The following is a 25,503-nucleotide window of genomic DNA, read 5'->3' on the forward strand; positions in this document are numbered from 1 at the left end:
TAAGTATACATAGCAAGGTTTTAATAAATAGAAAATGAACTTGTAATTTTAGTTACATTTACTCTACTTCTTAAAACTCACAAATGACACTTAAACTCACTCAGGTTTTCAGCTGGACTCTTTTGACAATTATTTGCTTGATTTGCAAAACGGGATATTCACAAATATCCAAGGACACTACCGCAGCTGGTATATATTATAAAAAAGGCGATTCATTATTGTATTATAGAAATTTTAAAGAATCGATTGTGTCTTTTCAAAAAGCAATATCGATATATGAGAAAACTAGATCTTGGGTTCAATTAGCGGAGAGTCATAATAAAATATCAGAAAATTATCTTAGTACTTTCAATTTAAAAAAGACATTATACCATGCAGAAAAAGCATTGGCAATTAGTGAAACCAAAATACCTGATAATGCTAAGGTGAAAGCTGCGGCCTTGGATAATTTGGGTGCTTACCATAGAGTTAGCGGTTCTGATTTTGCAATTGCTCAAGATTATTATAATAAGGCTTTTCAGCTACGATCAGAAAACCTAGCAAAGGATCATCTTGATTTTGCAATCTCTTATTTTAATTTGGGAACGATTTATACCAATACAGGATTGTATCAAGATGCTTTAGAATATTTCGAAAAAGCACTAGCGGTTAGAAGAAAAATCGATATTGAGGAAACTATAGAGATATCCGAAATTTATCGACAAATAGGCAATGTTTTTTACGAACAAGGATTATACGATGATACCTTAATATATCTTGAAAAAGCTTTGGTCATTGCTAACAAGATTTATAAACCTGATAATTTTTATTTTGTTGATTTATACAACAATATAGGGTTGATGTATAATTACAAAAATGAACAAAATAGAGCCCTGGAATATTATATAAAATCCCTTCATTTAAGTGAATCGCAATTGGGAGCGGATCATCCAGATCAGGTGCGTATGCATTATAATATTGCAAATATTTATTATGCTCAAAAAAACAAAGAAAAATCGCTATTTCATTTAGATAAAACTATAAAAATATGCTTAGAAGCTTTTGGTGAAGATTTTCCTAATCTTGCCTTACCCTATAGCCTTAAGGGTTTATTGATAAGAGGAGAAGAAGGCGTGGTATATGTTAAAAAAGCACTTGTTTTAGCGCGTAAAACTTATGGTGAAAATAATGTTAGAACAGCTTATTTTTATACATATTTGGCTGAGCTATATCACGAGATCGACCAGCACAAAGCAGCATTCGAATATGCGAATAAAGGACTGGATATTCGGTTAAAGACTTTTGGAGAACATAGTTTTTATGTAGTCGAATCTTATAACCTTATAGCTACTTTCGAAATATCCAGAAAACAGTATAATAAAGCATTAGACTATTTGGAAAAGGCAATTGTAGCGAATAAACAGACCGAAAATATTGATGGAATACAGCACGGAGAGTTTGATATGTTTTTAAGCCCAACAAGATTACTGACATCTCTAGAACGAAAAGCATTTGTACTAAACGTACTACATAAGAAGGGAAACGATGTACAAATGCTTAAAGAAAGCGCGGCTACCTACGAAAAAGCTAGTCGATTGATAGAAATGATTAGACGTACTCAATATAATAGGGAGGACAAAATGACATTCGCACGAGATGCAAAGAATGTCTTTTTTGGGAATATCTCTACACAGTTATTGTTGGATCCAAACACAAACGAATCTATTAGCAACGCTTTTAATTATTCTGAAAAAAGTAAAGCTGGTTTTTTAAAGGATTTGTTGAATGAGGCGAATGCGAAAGGATATTCTAATTTACCTAAAGAGTTACTGGTTTTAGAAAAGAACCTGAGAAAAGCAAAGGCAGATGCTACATCTAAATTATCTCAACAGAAAACAGAAAAGAGTAATTCTGATACAAATATTTCTGCAATAGAAAATAAAATACTCGATATTTCTAGAAAGCAAGATTCGTTAAAAACTATTCTCGAAAAAGACTACCCTAAGTATTATCAATTGAAGTATGAAAGTGTAGTGGTATCCATTGAGGAAATACAAAACAGATTGAACGAGAACACAACGTTCTTAGAATATTTTGTGGAGCAAAATACAGTATATGCTTTTGTAATTACTAAGAATACTGCTGTAGTAGAAGAATTATCGATTGCTGAACTTGATAAAAAAATAGAAAACTTTAGAAAAAGCATTACTCTTAAAAACACAGATGAGTATATAAAAGAAGGATTACAACTGTATAATGAACTTATCAGTCCCATAAGAAAGAATTTTAAAGGGACACATCTAATTATTGTTCCAGATGAATCTCTATGGCATCTTAATTTTGATCTTATGTTAACTATTGATGTAGATAAAGATACAATGAGTGAATTGCCGTATTTGCTTCATGAATTTGCTATAAGTTATGCCAATTCTGCGAATGTTTTATTTCGTTCCGTAAATAGAAGTGCAATAGAAAATCAACTCCGTAAAGAGTGTCTTGCATTTTCTTTTTCTAATAAAGATGCTATCGAAGAAGGAGATATTTTAGAGTTAGAGAAGTTTAGAAACTCTAAAGAAGACTTACCGGGGACGCGTAATGAAATAAGAGCAATAGCGAATATTGTAAAAGGAAATTATTTTTTCGGTTCAGAGGCGGTAGAATCAAATTTTAAGAAGAACGCCAATCAATATAGTATATTACATTTGGCTTTACACGGAGAAGTGGATAATAAAAATCCAGGAAATTCTAGGATTTATTTTACTAAGGTCAAAGATTCGATAGAGGATAACTTGTTATACAGTCATGAGTTGTACGCCTTGAATATTCCATCTGATTTAACAGTACTTACTGCCTGCAATACAGGAGTAGGAAAAATAGCCAAAGGTGAAGGTATTCTCAGTTTAGGTACTGCATTTCAGTATGCTGGTACTAAGAGCCTTTTGTTAACTAGTTGGGAGGTTCCAGATAAAACTACACCTGGTATTATGAAAGATTTTTATCAGAATCTGAATAAAGGAATGGATAAAGCCAGTGCATTGCAACAAGCGAAAATTCAATATATAAAAACCGCAGATGTATTTACGAATCATCCATTGTATTGGGGAGGATTTTATGTGCTGGGAGATAATTCACCTTTAGAAATTGATGCTCCTACAGCATCCAATTGGATGATATATTTTATTATTGGTTTATGTGGTATAGCAATACTATTGTTTTTTAGAAAGAAATTAGTTCGAAACTTCTTTTAATCGTATTTCAGAATTTTTGTCATCAGGGATATCAAGGTATTTTTTTGCGGATTCCAGATCTTTTATATCCAGATAGATAAGACCTTTATACCATAATGCCTCTTTATAAAGACGTTTTGATGGCAGATTGACTAATGAATCCAATGTTTGTAGTGCAATAGTAGTATGACCAGTTTTATGGTTTGATAATGCACGTATAAGTAATGCGTCTTCATAATATAATTGCGAAGTATTATATTTTTTAAGTACGTTAATTGTTAGATTGTATTCTTTTTTTTCAAAAGATTTATAAGCTTCTAGGATTATTTTTTTAGAAGGTTCTATGTTGTTATTTCTTACGAGATAATTATCAAAACCTACTTTTTTCTTCCACGCATAATCAGTTAGTTCTTCTAAATTAACATGGGTAGTTTGATGTACATAATACCACGAGGAAATTAGAACCACAAGGATAGCCGCAATTCCTCCAATCCATTTAAAAGTTTGATAAGACTTAGAAGGGATTTGTTTGTCAGAAATTAGTTCCTTCCATTTAATAGTTCGCTGTTCTTGTTCTTTATTTTTAAAAGATTGATTAACAAGGTTTTTGCTGTTGTAATACTTTTTTGCTTTATGTTTAAAAGAAGGCTCTTGTGTCATTCTTTTATCGAATTCGATCATTTCTTTTTCAGAAAGATCAAGATCAAAATATCTTGCAATAAGTAATATGTCGTTGGTGTCTCTTTCTTCCATCTTACTTATATGTTATTAATTGGTCAAATATCTCATAAACCTTTTTAATGAGTCTCTTTTTGCAATTATATTTCGCTTGTACTAAAGCTTGATAGTTCTGAAACCCTAGTTGCTGTTGCAAATCTTTTAATTTTATTTCAGGATCTATTTCTGATTCCATTAGTGTTTTGCATTTAGGAGATAAACTTTCTAATGCTTCTGACAGAGCTCTTTTTTGTAACCACTCTTGTTCCAAATCATTAATAGCATCTTGTGTACTCTCATTAGTTACCTGCTCTTTATCTGTTAACTGGTGAAGATCATCTTTTAGAGTAAAAGAATTCCAGAGATTGCGTTTGGAGATCAACCAGGCATTCTTGCACATAGTGTATATATATGCAGTACTATTTTTAGGTAATTGTTCCTGGTTTACAATAAATCGTTCCCAGAATTTTTGCATAGAAACTATAAAAATATCTTGAACTTCGGATTCAGAATTGGTTAGAGATAAGAGTTGTGGTTTCAGTTTTTTAAATACATCTTGAAGGAAATGATCAAAAGCTAATTCATTTCCCTGATTAGCTTCCTCTATTATCTTTTTTAACTTCTGGTCACTCATATAGCTAGTGATTTCCTTTCAAATTTTTGTATTCATTGTTCCAGCATTTTGTATGGAAATCTCTAATGTTTTAGAGAGATACTAAAAGTAATTAAAAAAAAGAATTTGAAAAAAAAGTAAAAATTCCCTGTTATGTTTTTCAATTCTTGCATTGATAGCATGTAGACCTGTGATTTTTTAAACATAAAGGACAGTAATACAAAAGGGGAATAAGTCAAATTTAGGGTATTGGAATGGACATAAACCTTGAGTGTCGTAAAATGTTCAGGGGCTTAATCATTTTTTAAATTATTACTTATGAAAAAATCTTTGTTAAACTTAGGAAAAGCACTTAGTAAATCTGAACAGAAAGAAATATCAGGAGGAATGCTAAGAGGTTTTGAGGCTTGTGGATGTACTAGTAATTACGTTGTAGAATGGGTGGATTCAAGAGGAGAAGTTTGCTCCTATGCTGCTGCCGGAACATCTAATGGATCTCCTTTTCCAGGTGGTAGATGTCTTGGTAGGGTTCAAAATGGAATGTGTTGTCCTGAATATTAATTCAACAATTTTTAAATCATTCTACTTATGAAAAATCAAATTTATTTTTTTGATTAGGTAATAAGTAGGTCTGAAAACTACGGATTAATAGATGAGGTCATTCTACAAACTAATGGCCTGTATTATAAACTAGTTTAAAAGATATTGGTTGCATTAATTTTTTATACAAGAGTTCTGGTTCAGAACTCTTGTTTTTGTTTTGGGTATTATCGATTTTAAATATAGAGCCGTATATTTAAAATATGATTACGAGTACTACACGTCGTTTTTTGACATCACTTTTAATCCTTATGGGTTCTTTATATAGGAATAAAAGAACTCGAAGATTTACGTTAATACCGATGTTAGTCATCGGTTTAGGGTTTTTATTGCCGCAAAAAATGGTTATTCCAATAAAAGAAGCTACGACTAAAGATTGGGATGATAATTCCTTTTGGGCATATCCATGGGGAAGTTCTGTTACACATAAAGGTATTGATATTTTTAAAGAAAAAGGCACTGATGTGATCTCGGCTACTTATGGAATTGTAATCTACACGTATGAAGGTGGTAAAGGAGGGAAGACGGTTATGGTACTCGGACCTAAGTGGCGGTTTCATTATTATGCGCATCTTGATGAGGTAGATGCGTTTCCGTTTCAGCCTGTAACGTCAGGAACCAAATTAGGAACAGTAGGCAATACTGGTAATGCTGTAGGTAAGCCACCACATTTACATTACGCAATCACAACTCCTTTTCCCTATTGGTGGTTAAGAGACCCGGAAGCTATACAGGGAAATCGTAAAATGTTTTATTTAGATCCTGATACCTGGTTAAGAGAATAATACCATTTCTGATTTAAAATTACCCACTAAAATTTGTTCTTTTTCATTTATACATCAAAATAAAATTTAACCGTAGCTTAGGCTATGCTCGCATTTTCTTTTCTGCCTAAACAAAAAATACCTGTGTTTTATTTGAGTGTTTTTAAGTCAGAACTGGTATAAGATTTTATTTTAGAACGGTCCTTATTTTTTTAATATGATTGGATTAAAGCCCATGCTCAAGAAGCAACATTTTATGATACCGGAATTTCTATATTGATTACTGTACCTCTATCTATGGCAGAATCTATGACCATGTTACCTGATAAGGAATGCAGGCGGTTTTTGATGTTCTTAAAACCAATACCTTCAGCTATTTTTTCTGAATTAAAACCAATACCATTATCCTCAAACAGAAGCTGTAGTATGGTCTGATATTGATTAAGGTAGATATCTATTTGATCCGCTTTGGCGTGTTTTAAAGTATTAGTTAATAGTTCCTGAATGATTTTGAAAAGTTCTTCTTTTAAGGGGTTTTCTATCTCATTAATCTTTTCTTCGGGATGAGGATTGAAAGAAATTTTTTGATTACTACCTTGCTCAATATTATTTACGTATTCTTTTATTAATGTTGAAATTCCATTGTTTTGAAACTTTTTTGAAGCAAGGTTATGAGATAAATCACGGACCTGATGGTATGTTTCGTCTATCTGATTTAATATTTTAGTCTGTATGTTTTCATTGTTACTTGTATTAGAAGAAAGCTGTAATTTAATACTTGCCAGATTACCTCCAATACTATCGTGTAATTCTCTAGCCAGACGTTTACGCTCTTTGTTTTGCCCATCCATAGTAGCTTTCACCAGATTGAGCTCCTGATCTTTCATCAATCCATACACTTTTTGAGAGTTTACTTCTTTTTGAGATTTGTTTAATGCTATTTGTGTTTTTAATTTCTGAAAGTATAAAAATAACAAGGCAATTACTGGAATCAATATGACCAGAAAACCAATCAAAAATGCTTTTTTGATAGTTCGTTGTCTTTTAATCTCGCTTTCTTTGTGTAGTTGTTCTTCCTTAAGAGATAAGATTTCTTTTTCTTTTTGTAATGTTTGATACTTAATCTCCATGTCTTTTACAATCTCCTTGTTCTGATTTTTTAGGATTTGGTTAGAAATAGAGAGGTATTGGGTCATAAGATTATAGGCATTCTCATAATCTTTTTCTGCGACTTTTATATTCCTAAGCACCATAATTACATCTCGCTGTAGCTCGAGTTTGTTCCATTGTACAGTATTCACATATGCAGAGGATAAAACTATTTCAGCATCTTGTAGATGTCCTTGATTATAATATACAATTCCCATCTGGATAACAGCGTCTATGTAGAGATCATAAAACTTATTTTGTAATGCAATCTCCTTTACAGATCGAAAATATTGTAGTGCATGGCTAAGGTCATCTTCTAAGATATCTATTCTACCCAGTTTTAGTTGAGTTTCTAACCTGATTTTATTATTCTCATAAATTCGTAAACCATTTAGTACTTCGAGGTAGTTAGATTTTGCTTTCGTAATATCTTTCTCAGCAAAGAATACATCTGCTGAAGATTTTTTTGCTAAAATTAATATCTCATTATCTTGAGTGTTTTTTGCAATAGTTTCGAATATAGATACAGCGGTATCATATTCTTTTTGATAAAGGTAAACAGTACCTAGCCCTAATTGATGGGTGTAGTACATTGTACTCATTTCAGAAACGTGAGAAATAGCAATACCATCAAGATGATGCTTCATGGCATCATCATAGAGCCCTTTCTGTAATTTCCCTTTACCGAGAATATTATAAGATTTAGAAAGATAGAGGTCGTATTCTGGGAATTTGTTAGCTTCAGCCAAAATCTTATTTTGTAAGAGACTTCCATAATGTACTATAGAATCTGTATTCCCTGCCTGGATATGAATTTTGGAAATAGTATCTATAATTTTCACTTTTTCCAGAAGGGTTTTGGCAGTTTTTAGATCCTGGTAATAGTGCTTGTCTACTGTATTAGGAATTTCTCCAAAAAAAGAATACCAATCTTTCTTTTCCTGAGCATTTACAGAAAATGAAATCAGTATGATAAATATATAAAGATGTCTATTCCTCATCATATTTAATTACCCAAGGATTGGTTGTAAAATAATTCCATTCTACACTTGTTAAATCTGTATCAGGGTCGATTAAAACTCTTAGTTTTTTACCATTAACAGATACGTTACTTCGGACATATACTGCTATATCTTTTCCTTCCTTTAGTTGTTCTTCTTTAAGAAATTGAGCGAATTGCCAGATAGCATCGGGTTTAGTATTTACTAAACGGCGTTGTTTTTTCGAAAGGTATTGATTCTTATCTATTTTTAACCTTTTTCCTGGATTATCCTTATGCTCAATATAAAAATTAGTAAATCCTGATCGTCCACGAAGCATCATTCTCCAGCTTAGTTTGTGACCTTCTTCTGTCCATAAAACATCACCGGGAATGAACCAATGACGGACTGGTAAAGCAAGTTGAATCAAAAACCAAATTGACAATGCCGGGATCAAAAATTTTCTGTAAGAAGGCACAATCAATTCATTTGTCGTATAAAACTCTTTTTTTGGCATAAAAATGCGATGTATACGTTCTTTAGAAAAGAAAAATACAGTAAATGCTAATGATAAGTATGGGAATATCCCAATCTGAAATACAATAGAATTAAACAGATGAAAAAAGATACTTATGATAAAAGCCGTGAGACGGGTTCTTCTCCATAGTAATAACGGGATGATTAGCAGATCGAATAAAATCCCAAAATAAGTAATACTTACATGTGCCCAATGTTGTTGTAATACTTCTCCAACAATTGGGTAATTTGCTCTGGAGAGCATTAAATTTCTAGCTACGGTATAATCTAACCAATCTGGATATAATTTAGCAACAGATGCGTATGTGTATACAATCCATAATTGGATGATAATAAATAGAACACACCATCGAGGCATGGATATTCTCTTAAGTGCCGGATTTTTCTTCACATCCATAGAAAAGTAATTCCCTGCAGGTAATGTACTCATAAGAATACATAGCAATAGTAATAAATAATAATGATTGTTATAGGATGCTTTTTGCATATAGTAAACACCGGCCCAGAGGATTGTATAGGTTATCATGCTCCATCGGTATTTAAAACCAATCATAATAAATATTCCGAAAATACCCATTAAGGCAAAATAGTAATACATTCCATTTCCAGGGAGCGGTTGCAAGAAATCTAAACCAATAAAGTTAAAGGTAAATTGAGGTTCTATAAGAGTTCTTCTAACCCAACCGGTAAGAATAGCTCCAAAAGATTCTGCTGTAATAAGAAACCCAAAAAAAACTCTAAATATGATTAAAGCACTATTATCTATTTGTGTAAATAACCAACGATTGATCATACCATAGAATTTATATACTCTCTAGAAAAATCTTCATCTTCTTGCATTGCATTTTTTAAAGCTTCTATAGAGTCAAATTTTTTCTCATCTCTAATGCGTATGAGCATCTCGATTTGAATCTTTTTTTCGTATAAGTTAAATGAAGCGTCAAAGAAGTGGGTTTCGATGGTTTGATGTTTTCCGTTTACGGTTGGATTATTGCCAATATTCATCATCCCGAAATATGTTTTATTATTGATCTGGGATTTTACAACGTATACTCCTTTTTTTGGAATGAGTTTGTAATCTTCTTCTATGTGTAGGTTCGCTGTTGGGTATTCTAATTTTCGTCCTAGTTCTTTTCCTTTTATTATTTTTCCCGTAAGCATGAAATTGTATCCGAGATACCTGTTGGCCTTTATAATATCTCCGTCAAGTAAAGCTTCACGAATTTTCGTAGAGCTAACAGCTACATCATCTATGTCCTGTTTTGAGATTTCTTCTACCGTAAAATCATTCTGAATACCAAAAGAGGCTAGATCGGTAATATTGGAATTACGATTACGCCCAAAACGATGATCGTAGCCAATAATAACGTGACGCAGATTTAGTCTGTTCACTAACATTTCTTCAACATACTCCTTAGCCGAAAGGCGAGAGAATTCTTTAGTAAAAGGATGGATTACTAAACTATCCAATCCAGTTTTTTCTAATATCTGGATTCGCTCTTCGATAGTATTAATCAGCTTAATATTTGTGTCCTTTTGCAAAACCATTCTGGGATGCGGAAAAAAGGTAAGAACTACTGATTCCAGATTGTTTCGCTTGGCAGCTTCAATCAATCTTTCAATTATTTTTTTATGTCCAATATGAACTCCATCAAAAGTTCCAATGGTAACAACCGATGGTGTGTGGTTATCATATGTTTTAGCGTCTGTATAGCGTTTCATCCTTCGTCTTTATTTATTTTCGATTGTCAGGAGGAATTCATTATTATGCACTGTAATTAATGTCGATTCGATAGATGTATTTCGTTTCAAGAAGACTGATTTTTGTAAAACCATTTATTGTAATCTAGGTTTGTTTGACTCTTAATACGTTGACAATGTATTAAAGATTGTTAGCTATAAAATTAAGGAAATGTTGTGAGATCTACTACTTATTTTCCGTTAAAGGTATTCATAGTATTTGCTAATCCTGCAGTTGCAAAGGATTTGATCAGTGCAATTCCTTTATCTAATCGTTCTGGCATAGCAGCTTCTTCTTCAGAATCCCATTCTCCTAAAACGTAATCTACTTGTCTGCCTTTGCTGAATTCTGCTCCTACACCGAACCTAAATCTACAATATTTAGAGGTATTGAGTTGAGCCTCGATATCCTTTAGTCCATTATGTCCGCCTGCACTGCCTTTTGCTTTTACTCTAATGGAACCAAAGGGAAGATTAAGATCATCGGTAATGACTAAAAGATTCTCTAGAGGAACTTTTTCTTTAGTTAACCAATATCTTACAGCTTTTCCGCTAAGATTCATGTAGGTGTTTGGTTTTAACAACAATATGGTACGTCCCTTGTGTTTATAGGTTGTGAGGTCTCCGAGTTTTTCAGTTTCGAAAGACAAGCTTTCTTCTTTTGCCAACGCATCCAGAATTCTAAATCCTATATTATGACGTGTATTGTGATATTTAGGTCCAATATTACCGAGACCTACAACAAGAAATTTTTTCATGAGTTCTTCTTGAGTTTCTTCCTTTTCTTCTTTTTTTGAAAACCATTTTCTGAAAATAGAAAGCATATATGTATTGGTTTTGCGTAAGGGATAGCAGCGGCATCCTTTTTTAATTAGCACCCTGAGCGAAGTCGAAGGGTATTAATTAAAAAAGATACAGCGAATAGCCCGACCGAAGTGAAACGGAGGGAACGCCATCCCAAAATCTTTGTAAAAATAAAAAAAGCACTCTGAAAATGAAATCAGAATGCTTTTTGATTGTTTTCTTTATAAAGAAAAGATTAAGCTTCAGCAGCTGGTGCTTCTGCAGCTGGTGCTTCTCCTTCAGTTTCTTCTTCTTCGTCATCATCTTCAACAGCAGTACGAGAAGTTTTCACCATACAAATTACTGTGTTTTCTGGGTGTAGAATTGTAAAATCCTCACTAGCTACATCCGTAACATATAATTTGTTCCCTATTTTTAGGTCGGTAATATCTCCTTCTAACACGTCTGGTAATTTAGAAGCTAGTCCTTTTACTGTGATACGTCTTAGGTTAAAACGTAACACACCACCATTACGAACACCTTTAGAATTTCCTGTCGTTTTGAAAGGAAGAGCAATGGTGATCGGCTTGTCATCAAAAATTTGAATAAAATCGATGTGTAAGATTCTATCAGTTACAGGATGAAATTGAATATCCTGTAAGATAGCATTTATCTTAGTACCATTATCCAACGCTATTACCACGGTATGAACGTCTGGAGTGTACACTAAATTTTTGAAAGCAATTTCTGGTGCTGCAAAGTGTACAATAGTGTCTCCACCGTAAATAACACAAGGTACCTGTCCAGCATTACGTAAGGCTTTTGTTGCTTTCTTGCCTACGCTTTCTCTTTGAGATGCATTGATTGTTAATGACTTCATTTTAAAATATATTAATAGTTATTAATTTACATTATAAATTTAGAGCTGATAGACTTATTGTTATGAACTCTATTCATAACATCTGCAAATAAATCTGCACAAGTAATCACTCTAATCTTTTCACTTTCTTGTTTTAGAGGAATAGAATCGGTAACGATTAATTCTTCTAGTTTTGAGTTTTCTAATTTTTCATAAGCATTTCCAGAAAGAATAGGATGTGTACAAATTGCTCTTACACTTTTTGCACCTCTTTCTATCATTAGGTCTGCAGCTTTGGTTAGTGTTCCTGCAGTATCTACCATATCATCTACAAGTACTACGTTTTTACCGGTTACATTTCCAATCAATTCCATATGAGAAATTACATTGGCCTTAGCACGTTGCTTATAACAGATTACTACATCGCTTTGTAACGCCTTAGAATATGCATATGCTCTTTTAGAACCACCCATATCCGGAGAAGCTATCGTAAGATCTTCCAGATTTAGCGATTGTAAGTAGGGTAAAAATATGGTTGACGCAAATAAATGATCTACAGGTTTCTCGAAGAATCCCTGAATCTGATCTGCGTGCAAATCCATAGTTATAATTCTTGTTGCACCTGCAGTTTCCAACATTTTAGCAATTAATTTTGCCGCGATAGGAACTCTTGGTTTGTCTTTTCTGTCCTGACGTGCCCATCCGTAATATGGTAATACGGCTGTAATATGTCTTGCTGAAGCTCTTTTTGCTGCATCCAACATTAATAGCATTTCCATTAAGTGGTCAGAACTGGGATGTGTTGATCCAATTATAAAGACTCTTGATCCTCTTACAGATTCTTCAAAAGAAGGTTGAAACTCACCATCACTATATGTTGATGTAATTACTTTACCTAATTTTGCCCCATATGCGGATACGATCTTTTCTGCTAGTTCTGTGCTCTGAGTACATGCAAAAAATTTTGCTTCTGTAATTGAATTAGGCATAGGGTAAAATGTTGTTTTGTAATGAGTTAAAACTTATTTTCTAAAAACAAGGTGCAAATTTAAAAATTTATTTCTACTCTTTACCTTATTTTATTACTTATTTAATGGATGTGATCAAATATTTTTTTAATTTTGCCGTCCGATTTACTTAGAAATGCTCAAGTGGTGGAATTGGTAGACACGTTGGATTCAAAATCCAATGTCGCAAGACGTGCGGGTTCGATTCCCGCCTTGAGTACAAGATAAATAACTCTTTGATTTTCAAGGGGTTATTTTGTTTTTGATTGTTTCTTGTCTTCTGTGTGAATAGTTTAATTTGCTGCTAGTTTCAACATAGTTTCAACATTTTGGCAAAATAGAGTAGGAATGGAATGTTTTTAATAAAGAACGACACCCCTTGCTATTACTCAGATTCTTTAACCAAATAATGGAAACCCATGGTTTTGAACCAATGGAGGAATACACTGAAAAAAAGAGATTTATCGAATATTGAAAAAGAAAAATATTTATATCGTAATAATTTCCCATCTCTTTTATTTATTTCCAATATTAGTTAACAATAATAAAATCGGTTTAATACAGGACTAAGTAAATTCGAACAAGAAAAAAATATTGAGCATATATTTAATCCAACATTCTGTTCGACTTAACTAACTTTTTATTTTGGTCTATGGTAAATTCTGCTACTTCAAAACCTCCAGCACCAGAAAAGATATAATTCCTGAATTTTAAACTATCAATTTTAGGATATTTATTGATAATATACTCATTAATGTTAATGGCAAGAGACTGCATTTCATTCATTGATAAATTATCGTGTGCTACATCTATAAAATAAAAGGAAGCGGAGAGGTCGTAGTAGTCTGATTCTATAGTATTAAATTTATATTTGGAATTAACGTCATTTATTACTTTTGTGTAAAATTTAAAATTTTCACTACATCCGGAAATTATGACTGCGATAAAAAAGAAATAAAATATATTTCTAGACATAGTTAATAAGTTTAAAATTAAAATCAAAAATAATATTATCTAGATAGATAAAGCAAAGATTTACTAATAGAATAAGTTTGAACTTTTAATTTTGTTAGTGGGTTTAATATTTTTTACCCTATTTAAATGAATAAGTTTTTACACTTAAGTTTTATTTCTTTTGCCGTATCTATTATGCTATTTAAGTCTAGAATTTCTCCATGAATAACAAGAGTATTATTGTAAGAGTCATATCCTCTATGACAAGATTCCATACCGAATGAATGTAAAGATGGATTCATAACAAAATCATTATAAGAGCAAATATTGTTGTCTTCAAAAAAATCATCTAATAAATTATCATAGTGTTCGAATTTATTCCTGAATTTTCTACTCTTTAAAACACATCCCGAATCAATTTTCAGAAGTTCCCTAAGATGTTCACCTCTATTTTCATATTTTTTCCTTGTTGGCCAAAGAATTTTGGAAATATTACTTGACGAAATTAAAATAGATTGAATAGCCGACCAAACTGCAACTTTATCAAATTCATCAACAGAATCATTTAATCGTTGAGTAGCCTCTGAGACAAGCTCCGCTTGGAAAATAATTTCTGTTATAAAAGCGCCTTCGTGAATTAGTTTCATAATTTTTTTAAACAAATCTATTTCCTAACTACGCAACTATTTTACGTAATTAAATTTTGCTTATATCATAATTCTATTGAGATCGGTTTATTGAACTTCTATAGCTCTTTAATTTTTATAATTAGCAATTCAATAGGTTGTATCCATTTATCAGCAAATGGTTTTCTATATTTTATCCATTTCTGAATGATATCGCCTTTTGAATTAATTTCTTTTTCAAAACTTGCATATTTTATAAAGTTTTGATTTTTGATTAACCAGTCTTCAACTTTTTTCCTTCTCTTTTCTAAATCATTCATCCACTATGTTACTATCGTTTTATTGAGCTTTTAGTATACTATTCCGCACGGAAAATGTTTCCCGCTATCGGGAAGAAGACTACAAAACTCCGTACTTGAGAGCCTCAATGCGATGATTTTTCGTCGCATCAGGCTACTCAATTGTAAAACGTACTATTAAGTTATATTATGTACTCTACCTTTTAGTGTCCGTCTATTAAAATCACTCACACGAGTTTGATCTTGTTTATTGATAACTACATATGCAAAAATTGGAACGAGTAAAAAACCTCCAATAATATAAATCACATAATGACTCCGACTTCCCGTAAAGACAGGGTTAATTCCGAAAAACATAAGTGGCGTTCCGACAAACAATATCAATCCAGCAATCAATTGAGCAATTTTAGATTGTTTTGCGTATAGTTGATCAACGTGATATTCCGTATCAGTTCCACAATCCTTACAATTCAGAGTCTTTGTTTCTCCATCTTGCATTGCAAATTCCACTCGGGTATTAGCATTCGTTGAGTATTTGTTTTCAATTTCACAGCTTTTACACTTTCCGTAAACTTTCATTTATCTCTCGATTTTAATTTTATATGTTTTACAAAAATTGGAATAAAGTATATATGTCCTTTATTTCGATCGTTTTATTGAACTTTTAGTTTATCTCGCACGGAAAACATTTCCGCTATCGGAATGTGAGAGTTACACTCCCCTCAATCACGGGGAGAGCGTCTATTCCATTGGGCAAAGTATTATTTATCTATAAGGTTTTAAAATTTTCTTTAATATCAATAATGTTTCTTTATTTTCAATACTATCTGATTTAAGAGTTTTTTCTAGAAATAACAATTTTCCAAGATTTTTTTTAATCGACAAAGAGTCTCTAAAATCAATTGAAAGATTGTTATATTCTTTATTATCTGGAATTAAACTGTATTGAGTAATTTCAAAATCATCTTTCCCTAAATCTAAACTCTTTAATTCAGTTGGCGGACAGTCAATTCGTTTTATAGTTTCATTGGCATTAAATGTCAACTTTCCAACAATTCTTTCTTCAGTCGCAACAACTCCTTCTTTTGTTAAATAAGTTGTTTTTAATAATATATGTAAATTTTCAAATTCAGATATTGGTTTGTAATCAAAATCATTTTTGCCTGCTATTATTGTCCCAAATAAATATGTATTATAATTCCCTATTAAGTCAATACGTTTTGAATCTCCAGGTTCTAAGATAGAAAAGAACTCTTTTTCATTTAATTCACTAATTCTTTTGTAAAAACTTTCGTTATTATTTTTAGCTTCTAATGATAGTTGAAAATCAAGTATTGTTTCCACTTGGTTTCCGCTATTTTTTAATAAAATCGGAAAAGTTAAAGTCCTTTTTTCTTCATTTAATATTGGATAAAGTGAAGCATATTTTATTTCATGATTAATATGGAAAAATTGAAAATAAACTGATGAAATCGAGATTGCAATAGCAATATAACTTAATGCTTTTGCAGAAATTTTTTTTCTAATTTTTTTCTTAATTTTTTTGAATCTGCTTTTCATTATATTTTACCTAAAAATGCAAAAAAAGATATATGTCCTTTATATTTCATATAATCTATTAGTTATTTTATTTATTATCGTTTTATTGAACTTTTATTTGATTATTCTAACAATCTATGGTAATAAAAATAATTAACTCTATCGTCTAGTATAGCTTCGATGTTACTAATTATTTCTAATAAATTGATCATGTCTATTTCAACATTTTCATAAGTGTTTAAATAAAAATGATTCTCAAATTTTATGCTAAACGGATATCTGGAAAAATCATTATTATTGGACTTGCTATTTGTTTTAATTGTTTCATTAATTTCATTAATGTAGTCTAACAAAGAAGCGGAAGTACTGGTAAAGTTTTCAAGGGCTTCTTTTCCATCAACAGCTTCTATACTTTCTAAGGATTTATTCATTAAATGATATAGATTATGTGTTTTCGGGAATTTCTCTTCATTTGATTGAATAAGATTTAAAGTCCATATAAGCGCTTTAAAATATAGCTCAATACCGTGGTTTAAGTTCGTTAAAATTGGAAATATTAATTCATCACCAATTTTCTCGTGGTTATCTTTTATACAAAGTTCTAATGTGAATTTACTAGATTTTATGAATCCTTGCCCTATCGAAATCAAATTCCCAATAGGGTCATTTTTATCTACACGCCAATTCAAAAAAGCAGATTTGTTAAAATCGGGATTACCCTGAAATACCTTACTAGATTTTTTCATCAATTTATTGAACTTTAATTATTCTTATTAAATATGTTACGATAATAAATCTCGTACTGAAGATACAATTCCCTAAATTTAGGCTCCATAAACCCCATAACTCTTTCCATTTGGCTCGAATACTTTCCTAGCAAAAGAGATTCACAGTATGATACCTTTAAAGCATTTAATAATTTATCATCTATATGCTCAACTCTACTTTCTTGGAAACTAAAGCATCTCTTTAATTCCTCATTATTGTTGCTTCCTATTTGACTATTGGTATAATCTGAAAAATATTCCATTCTTGTATGGATCATATCAGGATCTTCTGAATTAATATCTTTTTCAAGAATGGGAAACTCCTGAATCAATTCGTAAAAATATGAGGCAGCATTAATTTTCATCGTTTATTTAGACTTTTTATTCGGTTAATTTTCTAAAAAGGAAATCGTTCGTTACAGAAAGAATTTTAATTAGAGGTTCCATTAATATTCTTTGATATTCAACAAAGTCTTTGTTACCATGAAAAATATTACATCGTACATAATAAATAACCTTTAAAATTCCAGTTGCCTTTTTGCCTTTATTTTCAGATTTAAGTTCATTTAGAATTTTTAGATCCTCGTTTCTATTATACCCTCCATAATTAATCTTAATATGAAATGTTTCTTGATCTATCAAATTGATGATAGATTCAATATCATTATCTAAGTTGTTATTTGAAAATTCAAGAAGCAAATCTTCCGGTGTTAGAAATTTAACCACTAATTCCGTAGCTGCTTTATTGTCAAATATTTTATTCGGAACTGGAATTCCTGAAATTATTAACTTGTTTGGAACTTGATTGTATAGGTTATTATAAATGACAAATAAAGTAATGTACTTATCAAAAATATCTGACAGCTCGTTTGTAGAAATAGCATTTGCCTTTGCAATCCAATTATTATGAAAATCTCTAAAGTATTGATTCATAAATTATCGTTTTATTGAACTTTTAATTAAAAAAATATAAAATCCACAATAAGATAAACAGCAAATATTATTACCATAAACTGTTTATTTGATATTCCCAGTTTTAGAATTTTGATAATCTTATCCGATTGCATTGCCAATACTATCATTACAAATAATGCAATTACGGTCTTAATCAAACCGGGATATTCATGGAGTGTATTCATCACTTAATTGCTACGACCACATACTTGGTGTTGTACATAGTTTTATTCTTCAATTTCAGGATTAATAGGTGATAAAAATGGATCATCCAATTCATCAATTTGCCCTTTTCGAATTCTTAATACTTTGAACTTATTTTCGTTACCCCTTTCAATATCTTCGTCATCCATTACATAAATCAATCCGTATGAGCCCACAGCAGTAGATGCTAGCCATTTAAAGAATTCAAAAGGGTGTTCTGAACGGTGATTATGAGCAATTGTAATGTTTAGATAGATTGAACCATTCACACGTTTTATTTCGTAAAACTCATTTCCAAAATCCAATTCTTTCGAAATCTTTGATTCAACTATTCTAACGATTGAATTTAGTTTCGACTCATCTTCGCCTTCTTCTTTGAAGGATTCACGAATACATATCCATCCATTTATATCGATCATCTTAATTTTCCATCGTTTTATTGAACTCTCTTAGAAAAATTGATGCCACAAGACATCGAAAATAAGTTTGTATAAAATCATACCCGCAGCAATCCCTATTGCTAAACTTACCCAATTGGTTTTCTTCTTTTCTTTCATAGTTTATTTGAACTTTTTAATTTGATTTCTTTTCAAAAGCGAAACATTTAAATTCTTCCTCACCTATCTGATCCATTCTTGTTAGGTTACATACTATTTCTTCTTTTGGATCATCTTTCTTTTTACAAATTATACACAAATTCGGAATGGAATATAAATCTGGATTATATTCACTACCATCATCATTAAAATATGCCATTATTTCTTGAATTTTATTTTATACATAACTATCGTTTTATTGAACTTTTATTGAGTCTTCAAAATAATGTAAATCAATGTTTTTTTTCAAATACTTTTTGCACTTCATTCTTGATTAATCTATAAACCCAATTTCTTAGAACACAAACATAATCAACTTTAGGTGTGTTCATTTTATCTATAGTTTTTATTTTATTATAATAATCATTATAAAGAATCATATCCAGAGAGAATCCTTGTAAAGAAATTATCTTATCTTCTTTAAAAGCTTTTTCATGTGTGCTTAAATCAAGTATTCCATGATTAAAAGATATTTTTCCATTCATTGATGTTCGGTATCCAAACATCCCCCATTTTAAAGTATCGTCGTCTTTGAAGTATAAAAAGTACTCGTGAGGCATGGTATTATAAAAAGAAAAGTTGTTCTTAAATGTGGGAAAAAGGTATTCAACAAATTCTTTATAGCAAGATTCCAAATGTCTAAAAAAAGTTTCGATATATAACTTAGCCTGTTCTCTGCTATATTGCCCACGCATCTTTAATCCTATATCAAATTTATTACCTTTATTTTCATTATAAAATCTCTCTGCTTCGACTATTGATTTATCAGGATAAGGTAAATGATGTTCTTCTAATTTGATATAACCCTTTTCTAATAAGATTTCAACGATTTTAGACAATTCTTCGATTGGAGGAAAATCTCCAGTAATTCTTAGCTTTGGGATATCAATATTTTCTTGAATTGCCTTTTCAGCCTTTTCGGAAATAAGACTTCTATCAATTCTACCTATTACTTGCCTCTTGTAATACTCATAAGCTCTAAATCTATAGATTCGTTGTTTTAAATCCTTTAAATCTATAGGATATATTTGTTCAAATCTTGGAATACGATCATCCTTTAGCTCCAACTCGTAACCCAATTTCTTAGAATAATAATAACAGATTAATGCGATTTGCTCTTTAATTAGTATATCCGAATTATATGCATTGAGTCTTCCTTCACTAATCACTTCCTTTAATTGTTTAAAAATATTTTGTTCAATTACTATATTTTGATTTGCAACTAATAGCGATTCGTTACTTCCATAAACCGTATTAACACCTCTCTCAAAAAACAGATTGGAGTCTGAACTTGAAAAGGGATCTCCTAAATCTTCAAGTTGAATTTTACTTTTTGAGTTAGAATCTATTGGCAAAAGAGCGTAACCACCTTTTTTTAAGATGTCTACTGGTAGTAATATTCCTATGTCTCCATTAGTCTTAGGGTCAAATTTATCTTTAAGTTTCTTGAAATTATTGTCTAAATAAGAGTTGTACCCTTCTACATAACTTAAGGCTTTATCTTTTTTGAATTTTGTTAATGTGCCTTTATGATTAATACTTGCATTTTCAATATAAAATGTAATAGCACTTTGACCTATATAATTTTGGTAGAACGTTTCAAGTATAGCGTAAAATTCTTCATTATTTAGTTTGTCTAATTTATATGAATGAAAGCAAATTATATAATCACGAATCTTGGAATAGTAGAATGATACATTATATGAATCTTCCTTGTTAGACCGTATAAGAATATTTCTACTAAATAAATCTTCAGGAATAGTTTCATCAATTGAAAAATCTAGTTGTTCTAGTAAATTATCTATTTCGACCCCTTCCTTATCAAAGGTTTCTATAGAACTGTATTTGTGATTAGTTAATACTTTTCCAATTTTAGAGAGAACTCTCAGACTTTTATGAACACCAATACTTGTTTTTTCAAGAGATTGATTAATATATTTTTTTATTAATTCTTTATCATCTATTATTTGTGGTATTTCTTTTTGGCTGTAAACCTCACTGAATATTCTTAGAAAGAAACCATTTCTTAATTCGTTTTCTAACGATTCTGAGATTCGTCCCTTGAATCCAAAAACGCTTTTATATAAAGGAATTATAGATTTTAATTCTTCACTACTAAAATCTTCTAAAAGAAATCCTGGGCTACTATTTAAACTATTGATTGGGTCGTGAAACTTATTCAGCTCCTCAAATAAATGTGTAGGAGTATTATTGGTTTTTAAAATATTTTCCCAAATATTAGACTTGCAACTAATGAATACCTTAACTTTATTCATATTTCTTAAGCTAAGTGATATTTCACTTAGTTCTAAATTAATATTTGGTGCTATGCTTTCATCAATGGCATCAATAAATATTAGAATGTTTTTATCTAAGAGTTCACCAAGCTCGTCAAGTTTCTTTAAAATATTATCACTTTCACTTCTGCTGGAAAAAACAAGATTTAAGTCTTGAGCAATATGTTCTAAAGGAGATTTATTAATTAATGCAGCATTATAAAAGAAAACAAATTTATCTTCTAAACTTTGAAGGGCTAACGAACAAATTGCGTTTGTTTTACCAACTCCTGCTGACCCTACAATTCCAAAAATTGAGGCATCTGAACCAATAAAGTCATTAAATTTTTTAAGGAGATTTTTTCTTTGAATATGAAGGTTTTTAACAAATTTAGAATAAGGACTATTAATATCACCTAATATTGTACCCATCCTATCATAAACTTGATTTTTACAAAATTGGTTTAAATTTTCTGTCGAGAAAGACACAAATTTTTTAAGTGCTTCATATCTCAATCTTAAGTCTATATCAGTAGATAAAGTACAACCATTTTGCCAATAAGATGATTGATTGATTTTTTTTCCTGTTAATTCTTCTTTTGATATGGAATCAAAAACCTTTGTAATTTTTCCATTAGTAATAATTGTAAAAGGTGCAATGTTACTTTCAAGAAGTCTTGCATAAGAAATTCCTTGATCGATATCTTCCTGAGTAATAGAGATTGCATCGTTTTTCAATTCAATTACAAACAAATTTCTACCATTTCTTTTACATAAAATGTCAGACCTACCTCTTACAATGTGTTTAGACTTTCCAAGTCGAATGGAAAATGACTTTTCCAATGAAATTTCAGAAGAATCAAAACCTAAATCATTTAAAAAAGGTAATAATAAATTACCTCTTATTTCTTCTTCAGTCATTTACTAATTCTTTAATTTTTTTTTAACTATTATAATATTTAAAACGATTTTTTATGCCTGGTATTGGTGCAATAACTATTAATTTGAGTCGTTGCAATCCGTTTGTGAATTCATCATTTAATCGTTTTATTGAACTTTTATTGATACTTTTTTACTCGTTCCCATTCCTCTTTTAATATTTTTTGCGTAACAGATATAATTTGGGCTCTTAAGTTTTCTTCTGGTTGAGTTATTATCCCTGAATCATTATCGACAGACTTAATATAATTATCTAGACTGTTTATCAGTTTTTCTGTTTTCTTTTCTTCTGGGTTTAATAACAATTCTAGTTTATTAATTAGTTCTTGTACATTTCTATATCCCTCATGTTCTTTTTCTTCCCATAATGTTTTCGGTAAGGCATGTAAAATTTCGATATCAATTAATAACCTGCTGATCAGATCCCGAAGGGTGTTAATCCATTCTTGTCTATTAATTGAAAGTACTGATCTTCTACGATCTAATTCTGAACTTTTCTGACTTATCTTAATAGCATAGAAAGTTAAAAAAGTAGCAAAGCAAGATATTATCCAAGGAATAATTACTTCGTATTTCATCGGTTTATTGAACTTTAGTTTTTGTAAAACTCTATTTTGTTATTGTCTATAATAATAAATAGTTCTTTTATGATATTTCTTGACATTATAGAGATGTTTTTTTCTGACTCAAAATTAATTGAGAATTTGATTTCACCAATTGTTAGCATGTAATCTAAATCCTTAATAAGATCAAATTTTACATTTGAATCTGATGTTATTAATTCATTTGATAGTATATGTACTAATCCAAGCGAAAGTTTTGCTTCAAAAGTTGCGTTGATTTTCTTTATGTCGAGATAATATTTTGTTACTTTATCAGAAGTAAAACCAACCCATAGACCTTTTATATCTTCTAAAGTAACTGCATTTTTTTCCATAGTTTTTTCATAAATTAATAGTCATTTTCTTTTTTTTCTTCACACACCGAAACAAATTTAATTCCAAGTGATGTTATTCGGTATCCATAATCATCAGGGTCATATTCAGCCTCAATTTGATGCCATTCTTCACCACCATAATCATTATATTCTGTTTTGAATTCATCAATTATGATTCTGGGAGGTAATTGTCGTAACAATCCTAATCTTTGTAAATTTGAAAATTCATACTCCTCAAGTCCTTCAACATGAAAACCTTCTTGTTGAACTTTATTAACTCTTTTACTCAGATTACTATATTCTGGATTTGCATAACCTTTTTCTTTTCTTATATCCAAAAGTTTAATATGATCAATCATATAGGCCCTTTCTTTTTCACAAAATTCATAGAGTCTTTCATATTCATTAATTGATATTTGGGTTAATATATAAGGGAATATTTGATTTTGTAAATTTTGATCAGAATCTGCAAGATTTCCAATCATAAAACTCCATTTTTTTTGAAGTTCTTCATCTTCTTCAAGTGAAGCATTTTCTAAAAGAGGAACTAAGATTTTAGTTGGGATTTCTTTGATCTTAATGTTTTCCCTTTTTACATATTCCTCTGCTTTAACTAATATTTTGATCTGATTTTTAAATCGAAAATACCTTATTTTATCGGACATAAGTAGCCCAACTTCATCAATAGTGGGGCCAACTAATTTTGTAGCAAAATCCTTTATAAGTTCAAGCCCTTTTTCAATTGTAGTAGATTTAATATTAAGTTCTTTTGTCATTTTATTTTGCGTGTAACTTATATCGGTTTATTGAACTTTAGTTTGTGATTTTTTTAATTAAATAATATAATTCATTAACCCATTTTTGAATAATTCCTCGAGGAGACTTTATTTCTCTCTCAAGTGATCTATAGTTAAGAAATCTTTCGTTTTCTGTTAACCATTTTTTCACCATTGGATTAAAGTCACTTATCGTTTTTTTGAACTTTTCTAATCATTTTTGTCCCTAACTGCAAATGCGTATCCAATTATTGCACCAGCCACAACGGCAACTGTTGAAACTGGTAGTATATCTAATACACACAATACAAATAAAAATGGAAACAATATGGTAACACTAGAGAATTGAATGATTCTAATACCAATTCCTTTTACATTACCATCATTCCCTTTAATACTTCTATTAATCGCAATAAATATTATGCTGATTAGAGCTATTCCTAAAGCTGTATAAATAGAAATTTCTTTAGTATCCATGATTATCGTTTTATTGAACTTTAACGTTAAATATATTATTGGTAATAGTTTTTATTTAATCCTTGTTAAAATCTTATTATTACTATTTTGACCAATATTAAGGTCTTGAGAAAAAACTAAATTGTCTGGTGAATTAAAACTTTTTTCATCTACCCAAAGTATTTCGTCTGTCATTTTAAGTCTGTCTCTATTTTGTATTATAATATCGAAATCTATTTCATTAATATAGTTTGTCAAATAGTTTGATTCCAAATTGATTCCATAATCATATGATGAACGAAGTATTATTTCATCTTTTAGGTCATTTTTATCCCGCCAATGATTTTGAATCAAACTGTCTTGAAGAGAAAACACTATAGCTGCTTTCACAGAGTAGGCATCATTTTCTCTTTTAAGAAAAGGAATTAAATCTTTTTCCCTTTCCGCAGTGTGTGATGCTAAATCTCTTACAAATTCAGATAAATTACCTTGAAATGAACCTGCATTTATAAAGTCACTTTGTGCTTTCCAAACATTATATGCTCGTTCAGAAATATATTCTTTTCCAAACTTTAATTCTCCACTAGAGGTGTACTTTTGAATTACTTCATCCCATCCATCAAAACTTAAATTAAAATGTTCCATTCCCATTGGGAAATCAATCGAATAATCTGGAATAAAAATATCACATTCAACCATTCCTCCAATATAATCTTCCCAACCCGAGAACCAAACTAAATGTTTGGACTTACGATTATATGCTAAATTAACATTTCCAAGACCTTTGTCTTGTATTTCATTGATACCTTTATCTAGCTCGATGAATAGATTTCGTGCAGAATTGACATTGATAGAATAACTAGGATTGTGTTTATAACCATTATAAGCAAGTCGGAAATTCTGAAGAAATTGGACTGAATCTATAGTAATTCCTAAATTTAATAAATCATTAATTAGGTCATAAAAGTTTGAGTTTAATTGTCCTTGGTAAACAATAGATTTTAAAAACTTCTCAATTTCTCCTCCCAATATTTTTATCAATTTCGCAAAGTCTTCTTCATCGTGTGAAATACCAATTAGTCGCTCAATTTCTAAAATTGAATCTTTTATTTTAGTTGATATTGCTTCTCCTTGTGTTCTCATTTTAAATTGCTGCCAACATAGTTATATAGTTAATTAATTCTATCGTTTATTTAGACTTTTTAATTAAAACCTAAAATTATTG

At 30.5% G+C, this 25,503-nt stretch carries 27 protein-coding genes and 1 tRNA gene; 4 read left to right on the plus strand and 24 right to left on the minus strand.

Features of this window, described 5'->3' with window-relative positions; genetic code table 11:
* Nucleotides 1-83 precede the first annotated feature (83 nt).
* Nucleotides 84-3,227, plus strand: coding sequence for a CHAT domain-containing tetratricopeptide repeat protein (locus Q0910_RS21275; protein ID WP_299221167.1), 3,144 nt, complete (start codon nt 84-86; stop codon nt 3,225-3,227).
* On the opposite strand, the gene Q0910_RS21280 is transcribed toward Q0910_RS21275, so the two are convergent.
* On the minus strand, nt 3,207-3,959 hold the full coding sequence (locus Q0910_RS21280; protein WP_299221170.1) for a hypothetical protein: 753 nt from the start codon (nt 3,957-3,959) through the stop codon (nt 3,207-3,209). The two genes, Q0910_RS21275 and Q0910_RS21280, sit on opposite strands and share 21 nt — an antisense overlap.
* 1 nt (nt 3,960) lies before the next feature.
* Nucleotides 3,961-4,557 carry a hypothetical protein gene (locus Q0910_RS21285; protein WP_299221173.1) on the minus strand — a complete coding sequence of 199 codons (597 nt, stop codon included), beginning with the start codon at nt 4,555-4,557 and terminating at the stop codon, nt 3,961-3,963.
* Nucleotides 4,558-4,854: 297 nt separating this feature from the next.
* Here Q0910_RS21285 and Q0910_RS21290 point away from each other — a divergent pair, with 297 nt between their 5' ends.
* Nucleotides 4,855-5,097: a hypothetical protein gene (locus Q0910_RS21290; RefSeq protein ID WP_299221175.1), complete on the plus strand. Its 243-nt coding sequence runs from the start codon at nt 4,855-4,857 to the stop codon at nt 5,095-5,097.
* A gap of 242 nt (nt 5,098-5,339) precedes the next feature.
* Entirely contained in the window at nt 5,340-5,921 is a 582-nt protein-coding gene (locus tag Q0910_RS21295; RefSeq protein WP_299221178.1) for a M23 family metallopeptidase, read from the plus strand.
* A 233-nt stretch (nt 5,922-6,154) separates the two neighbouring features.
* Here Q0910_RS21295 and Q0910_RS21300 read toward each other — a convergent pair whose 3' ends face one another.
* The 6 genes from Q0910_RS21300 to Q0910_RS21325 form a co-directional block, all read right to left on the minus strand.
* The gene (locus Q0910_RS21300) at nt 6,155-8,053 is read right to left on the minus strand and encodes a histidine kinase (RefSeq protein WP_299221181.1); all 1,899 of its coding nucleotides are present in this window, start codon (nt 8,051-8,053) and stop codon (nt 6,155-6,157) included.
* On the minus strand, nt 8,040-9,359 hold the full coding sequence (locus Q0910_RS21305; RefSeq protein ID WP_299221184.1) for an HTTM domain-containing protein: 1,320 nt from the start codon (nt 9,357-9,359) through the stop codon (nt 8,040-8,042). Before Q0910_RS21305 ends, Q0910_RS21300 begins: the two co-directional genes overlap by 14 nt.
* A complete protein-coding gene (locus Q0910_RS21310) occupies nt 9,356-10,288 on the minus strand; it encodes a bifunctional riboflavin kinase/FAD synthetase (RefSeq protein ID WP_299221187.1) in 933 nt (310 codons plus the stop codon). The genes Q0910_RS21305 and Q0910_RS21310 overlap by 4 nt, the downstream gene beginning before the upstream one ends.
* Nucleotides 10,289-10,497: 209 nt before the next feature.
* Nucleotides 10,498-11,130 (minus strand): aminoacyl-tRNA hydrolase, encoded by a 633-nt coding sequence (pth, locus tag Q0910_RS21315; RefSeq protein ID WP_299221190.1) that lies wholly within the window; start codon nt 11,128-11,130, stop codon nt 10,498-10,500.
* 215 nt (nt 11,131-11,345) lie between these two features.
* Nucleotides 11,346-11,969, minus strand: coding sequence for a 50S ribosomal protein L25/general stress protein Ctc (locus tag Q0910_RS21320; RefSeq protein ID WP_299221193.1), 624 nt, complete (start codon nt 11,967-11,969; stop codon nt 11,346-11,348).
* A 26-nt stretch (nt 11,970-11,995) separates the two neighbouring features.
* Nucleotides 11,996-12,937: a ribose-phosphate pyrophosphokinase gene (locus tag Q0910_RS21325; RefSeq protein ID WP_299221197.1), complete on the minus strand. Its 942-nt coding sequence runs from the start codon at nt 12,935-12,937 to the stop codon at nt 11,996-11,998.
* Between the two features lie 156 nt (nt 12,938-13,093).
* On the opposite strand from Q0910_RS21325, the gene Q0910_RS21330 reads away from it, so the two are divergent.
* Nucleotides 13,094-13,175: transfer RNA gene (locus Q0910_RS21330), tRNA-Leu, on the plus strand.
* Nucleotides 13,176-13,561: 386 nt separating this feature from the next.
* On the opposite strand, the gene Q0910_RS21335 is transcribed toward Q0910_RS21330, so the two are convergent.
* From Q0910_RS21335 to Q0910_RS21410, 16 genes are all read right to left on the minus strand, one after another.
* Nucleotides 13,562-13,930: a hypothetical protein gene (locus Q0910_RS21335; protein ID WP_299221200.1), complete on the minus strand. Its 369-nt coding sequence runs from the start codon at nt 13,928-13,930 to the stop codon at nt 13,562-13,564.
* 122 nt (nt 13,931-14,052) lie between these two features.
* Nucleotides 14,053-14,556, minus strand: coding sequence for a hypothetical protein (locus Q0910_RS21340; RefSeq protein ID WP_299221203.1), 504 nt, complete (start codon nt 14,554-14,556; stop codon nt 14,053-14,055).
* A 98-nt stretch (nt 14,557-14,654) separates the two neighbouring features.
* A complete protein-coding gene (locus Q0910_RS21345; protein ID WP_299221205.1) occupies nt 14,655-14,855 on the minus strand; it encodes a hypothetical protein in 201 nt (66 codons plus the stop codon).
* Nucleotides 14,856-15,011: 156 nt separating this feature from the next.
* Nucleotides 15,012-15,413, minus strand: a complete 402-nt coding sequence (locus Q0910_RS21350) for a hypothetical protein (RefSeq protein ID WP_299221208.1) — start codon at nt 15,411-15,413, stop codon at nt 15,012-15,014.
* Between the two features lie 186 nt (nt 15,414-15,599).
* A complete protein-coding gene (locus Q0910_RS21355) occupies nt 15,600-16,394 on the minus strand; it encodes a hypothetical protein (protein WP_299221211.1) in 795 nt (264 codons plus the stop codon).
* 101 nt (nt 16,395-16,495) lie between these two features.
* The gene (locus Q0910_RS21360; protein ID WP_299221214.1) at nt 16,496-17,119 is read right to left on the minus strand and encodes a hypothetical protein; all 624 of its coding nucleotides are present in this window, start codon (nt 17,117-17,119) and stop codon (nt 16,496-16,498) included.
* A 14-nt stretch (nt 17,120-17,133) separates the two neighbouring features.
* Nucleotides 17,134-17,505 (minus strand): hypothetical protein, encoded by a 372-nt coding sequence (locus tag Q0910_RS21365; RefSeq protein WP_299221217.1) that lies wholly within the window; start codon nt 17,503-17,505, stop codon nt 17,134-17,136.
* Between the two features lie 16 nt (nt 17,506-17,521).
* A complete protein-coding gene (locus Q0910_RS21370; protein ID WP_299221219.1) occupies nt 17,522-18,073 on the minus strand; it encodes a hypothetical protein in 552 nt (183 codons plus the stop codon).
* Nucleotides 18,074-18,321: 248 nt separating this feature from the next.
* Entirely contained in the window at nt 18,322-18,717 is a 396-nt protein-coding gene (locus tag Q0910_RS21375) for an Imm7 family immunity protein (protein WP_299221222.1), read from the minus strand.
* A 154-nt stretch (nt 18,718-18,871) separates the two neighbouring features.
* Nucleotides 18,872-19,054 carry a hypothetical protein gene (locus Q0910_RS21380; RefSeq protein ID WP_299221225.1) on the minus strand — a complete coding sequence of 61 codons (183 nt, stop codon included), beginning with the start codon at nt 19,052-19,054 and terminating at the stop codon, nt 18,872-18,874.
* 73 nt (nt 19,055-19,127) lie between these two features.
* Complete coding sequence (locus Q0910_RS21385; protein WP_299221228.1) at nt 19,128-22,091, minus strand: type I restriction enzyme HsdR N-terminal domain-containing protein; 2,964 nt, start codon at nt 22,089-22,091, stop codon at nt 19,128-19,130.
* Between the two features lie 137 nt (nt 22,092-22,228).
* Nucleotides 22,229-22,687 (minus strand): hypothetical protein, encoded by a 459-nt coding sequence (locus tag Q0910_RS21390; RefSeq protein WP_299221231.1) that lies wholly within the window; start codon nt 22,685-22,687, stop codon nt 22,229-22,231.
* Between the two features lie 14 nt (nt 22,688-22,701).
* On the minus strand, nt 22,702-23,046 hold the full coding sequence (locus Q0910_RS21395) for a hypothetical protein (RefSeq protein WP_299221233.1): 345 nt from the start codon (nt 23,044-23,046) through the stop codon (nt 22,702-22,704).
* 14 nt (nt 23,047-23,060) lie between these two features.
* The gene (locus Q0910_RS21400; RefSeq protein ID WP_299221236.1) at nt 23,061-23,822 is read right to left on the minus strand and encodes an Abi-alpha family protein; all 762 of its coding nucleotides are present in this window, start codon (nt 23,820-23,822) and stop codon (nt 23,061-23,063) included.
* A gap of 210 nt (nt 23,823-24,032) precedes the next feature.
* On the minus strand, nt 24,033-24,299 hold the full coding sequence (locus tag Q0910_RS21405; RefSeq protein WP_299221238.1) for a hypothetical protein: 267 nt from the start codon (nt 24,297-24,299) through the stop codon (nt 24,033-24,035).
* A gap of 51 nt (nt 24,300-24,350) precedes the next feature.
* Nucleotides 24,351-25,421: a hypothetical protein gene (locus tag Q0910_RS21410; protein ID WP_299221240.1), complete on the minus strand. Its 1,071-nt coding sequence runs from the start codon at nt 25,419-25,421 to the stop codon at nt 24,351-24,353.
* Between the last annotated feature and the right edge of the window lie 82 nt (nt 25,422-25,503).

It is taken from the genome of uncultured Aquimarina sp. (assembly GCF_947495315.1).
Taxonomy (GTDB): Bacteria; Bacteroidota; Bacteroidia; order Flavobacteriales; family Flavobacteriaceae; genus Aquimarina.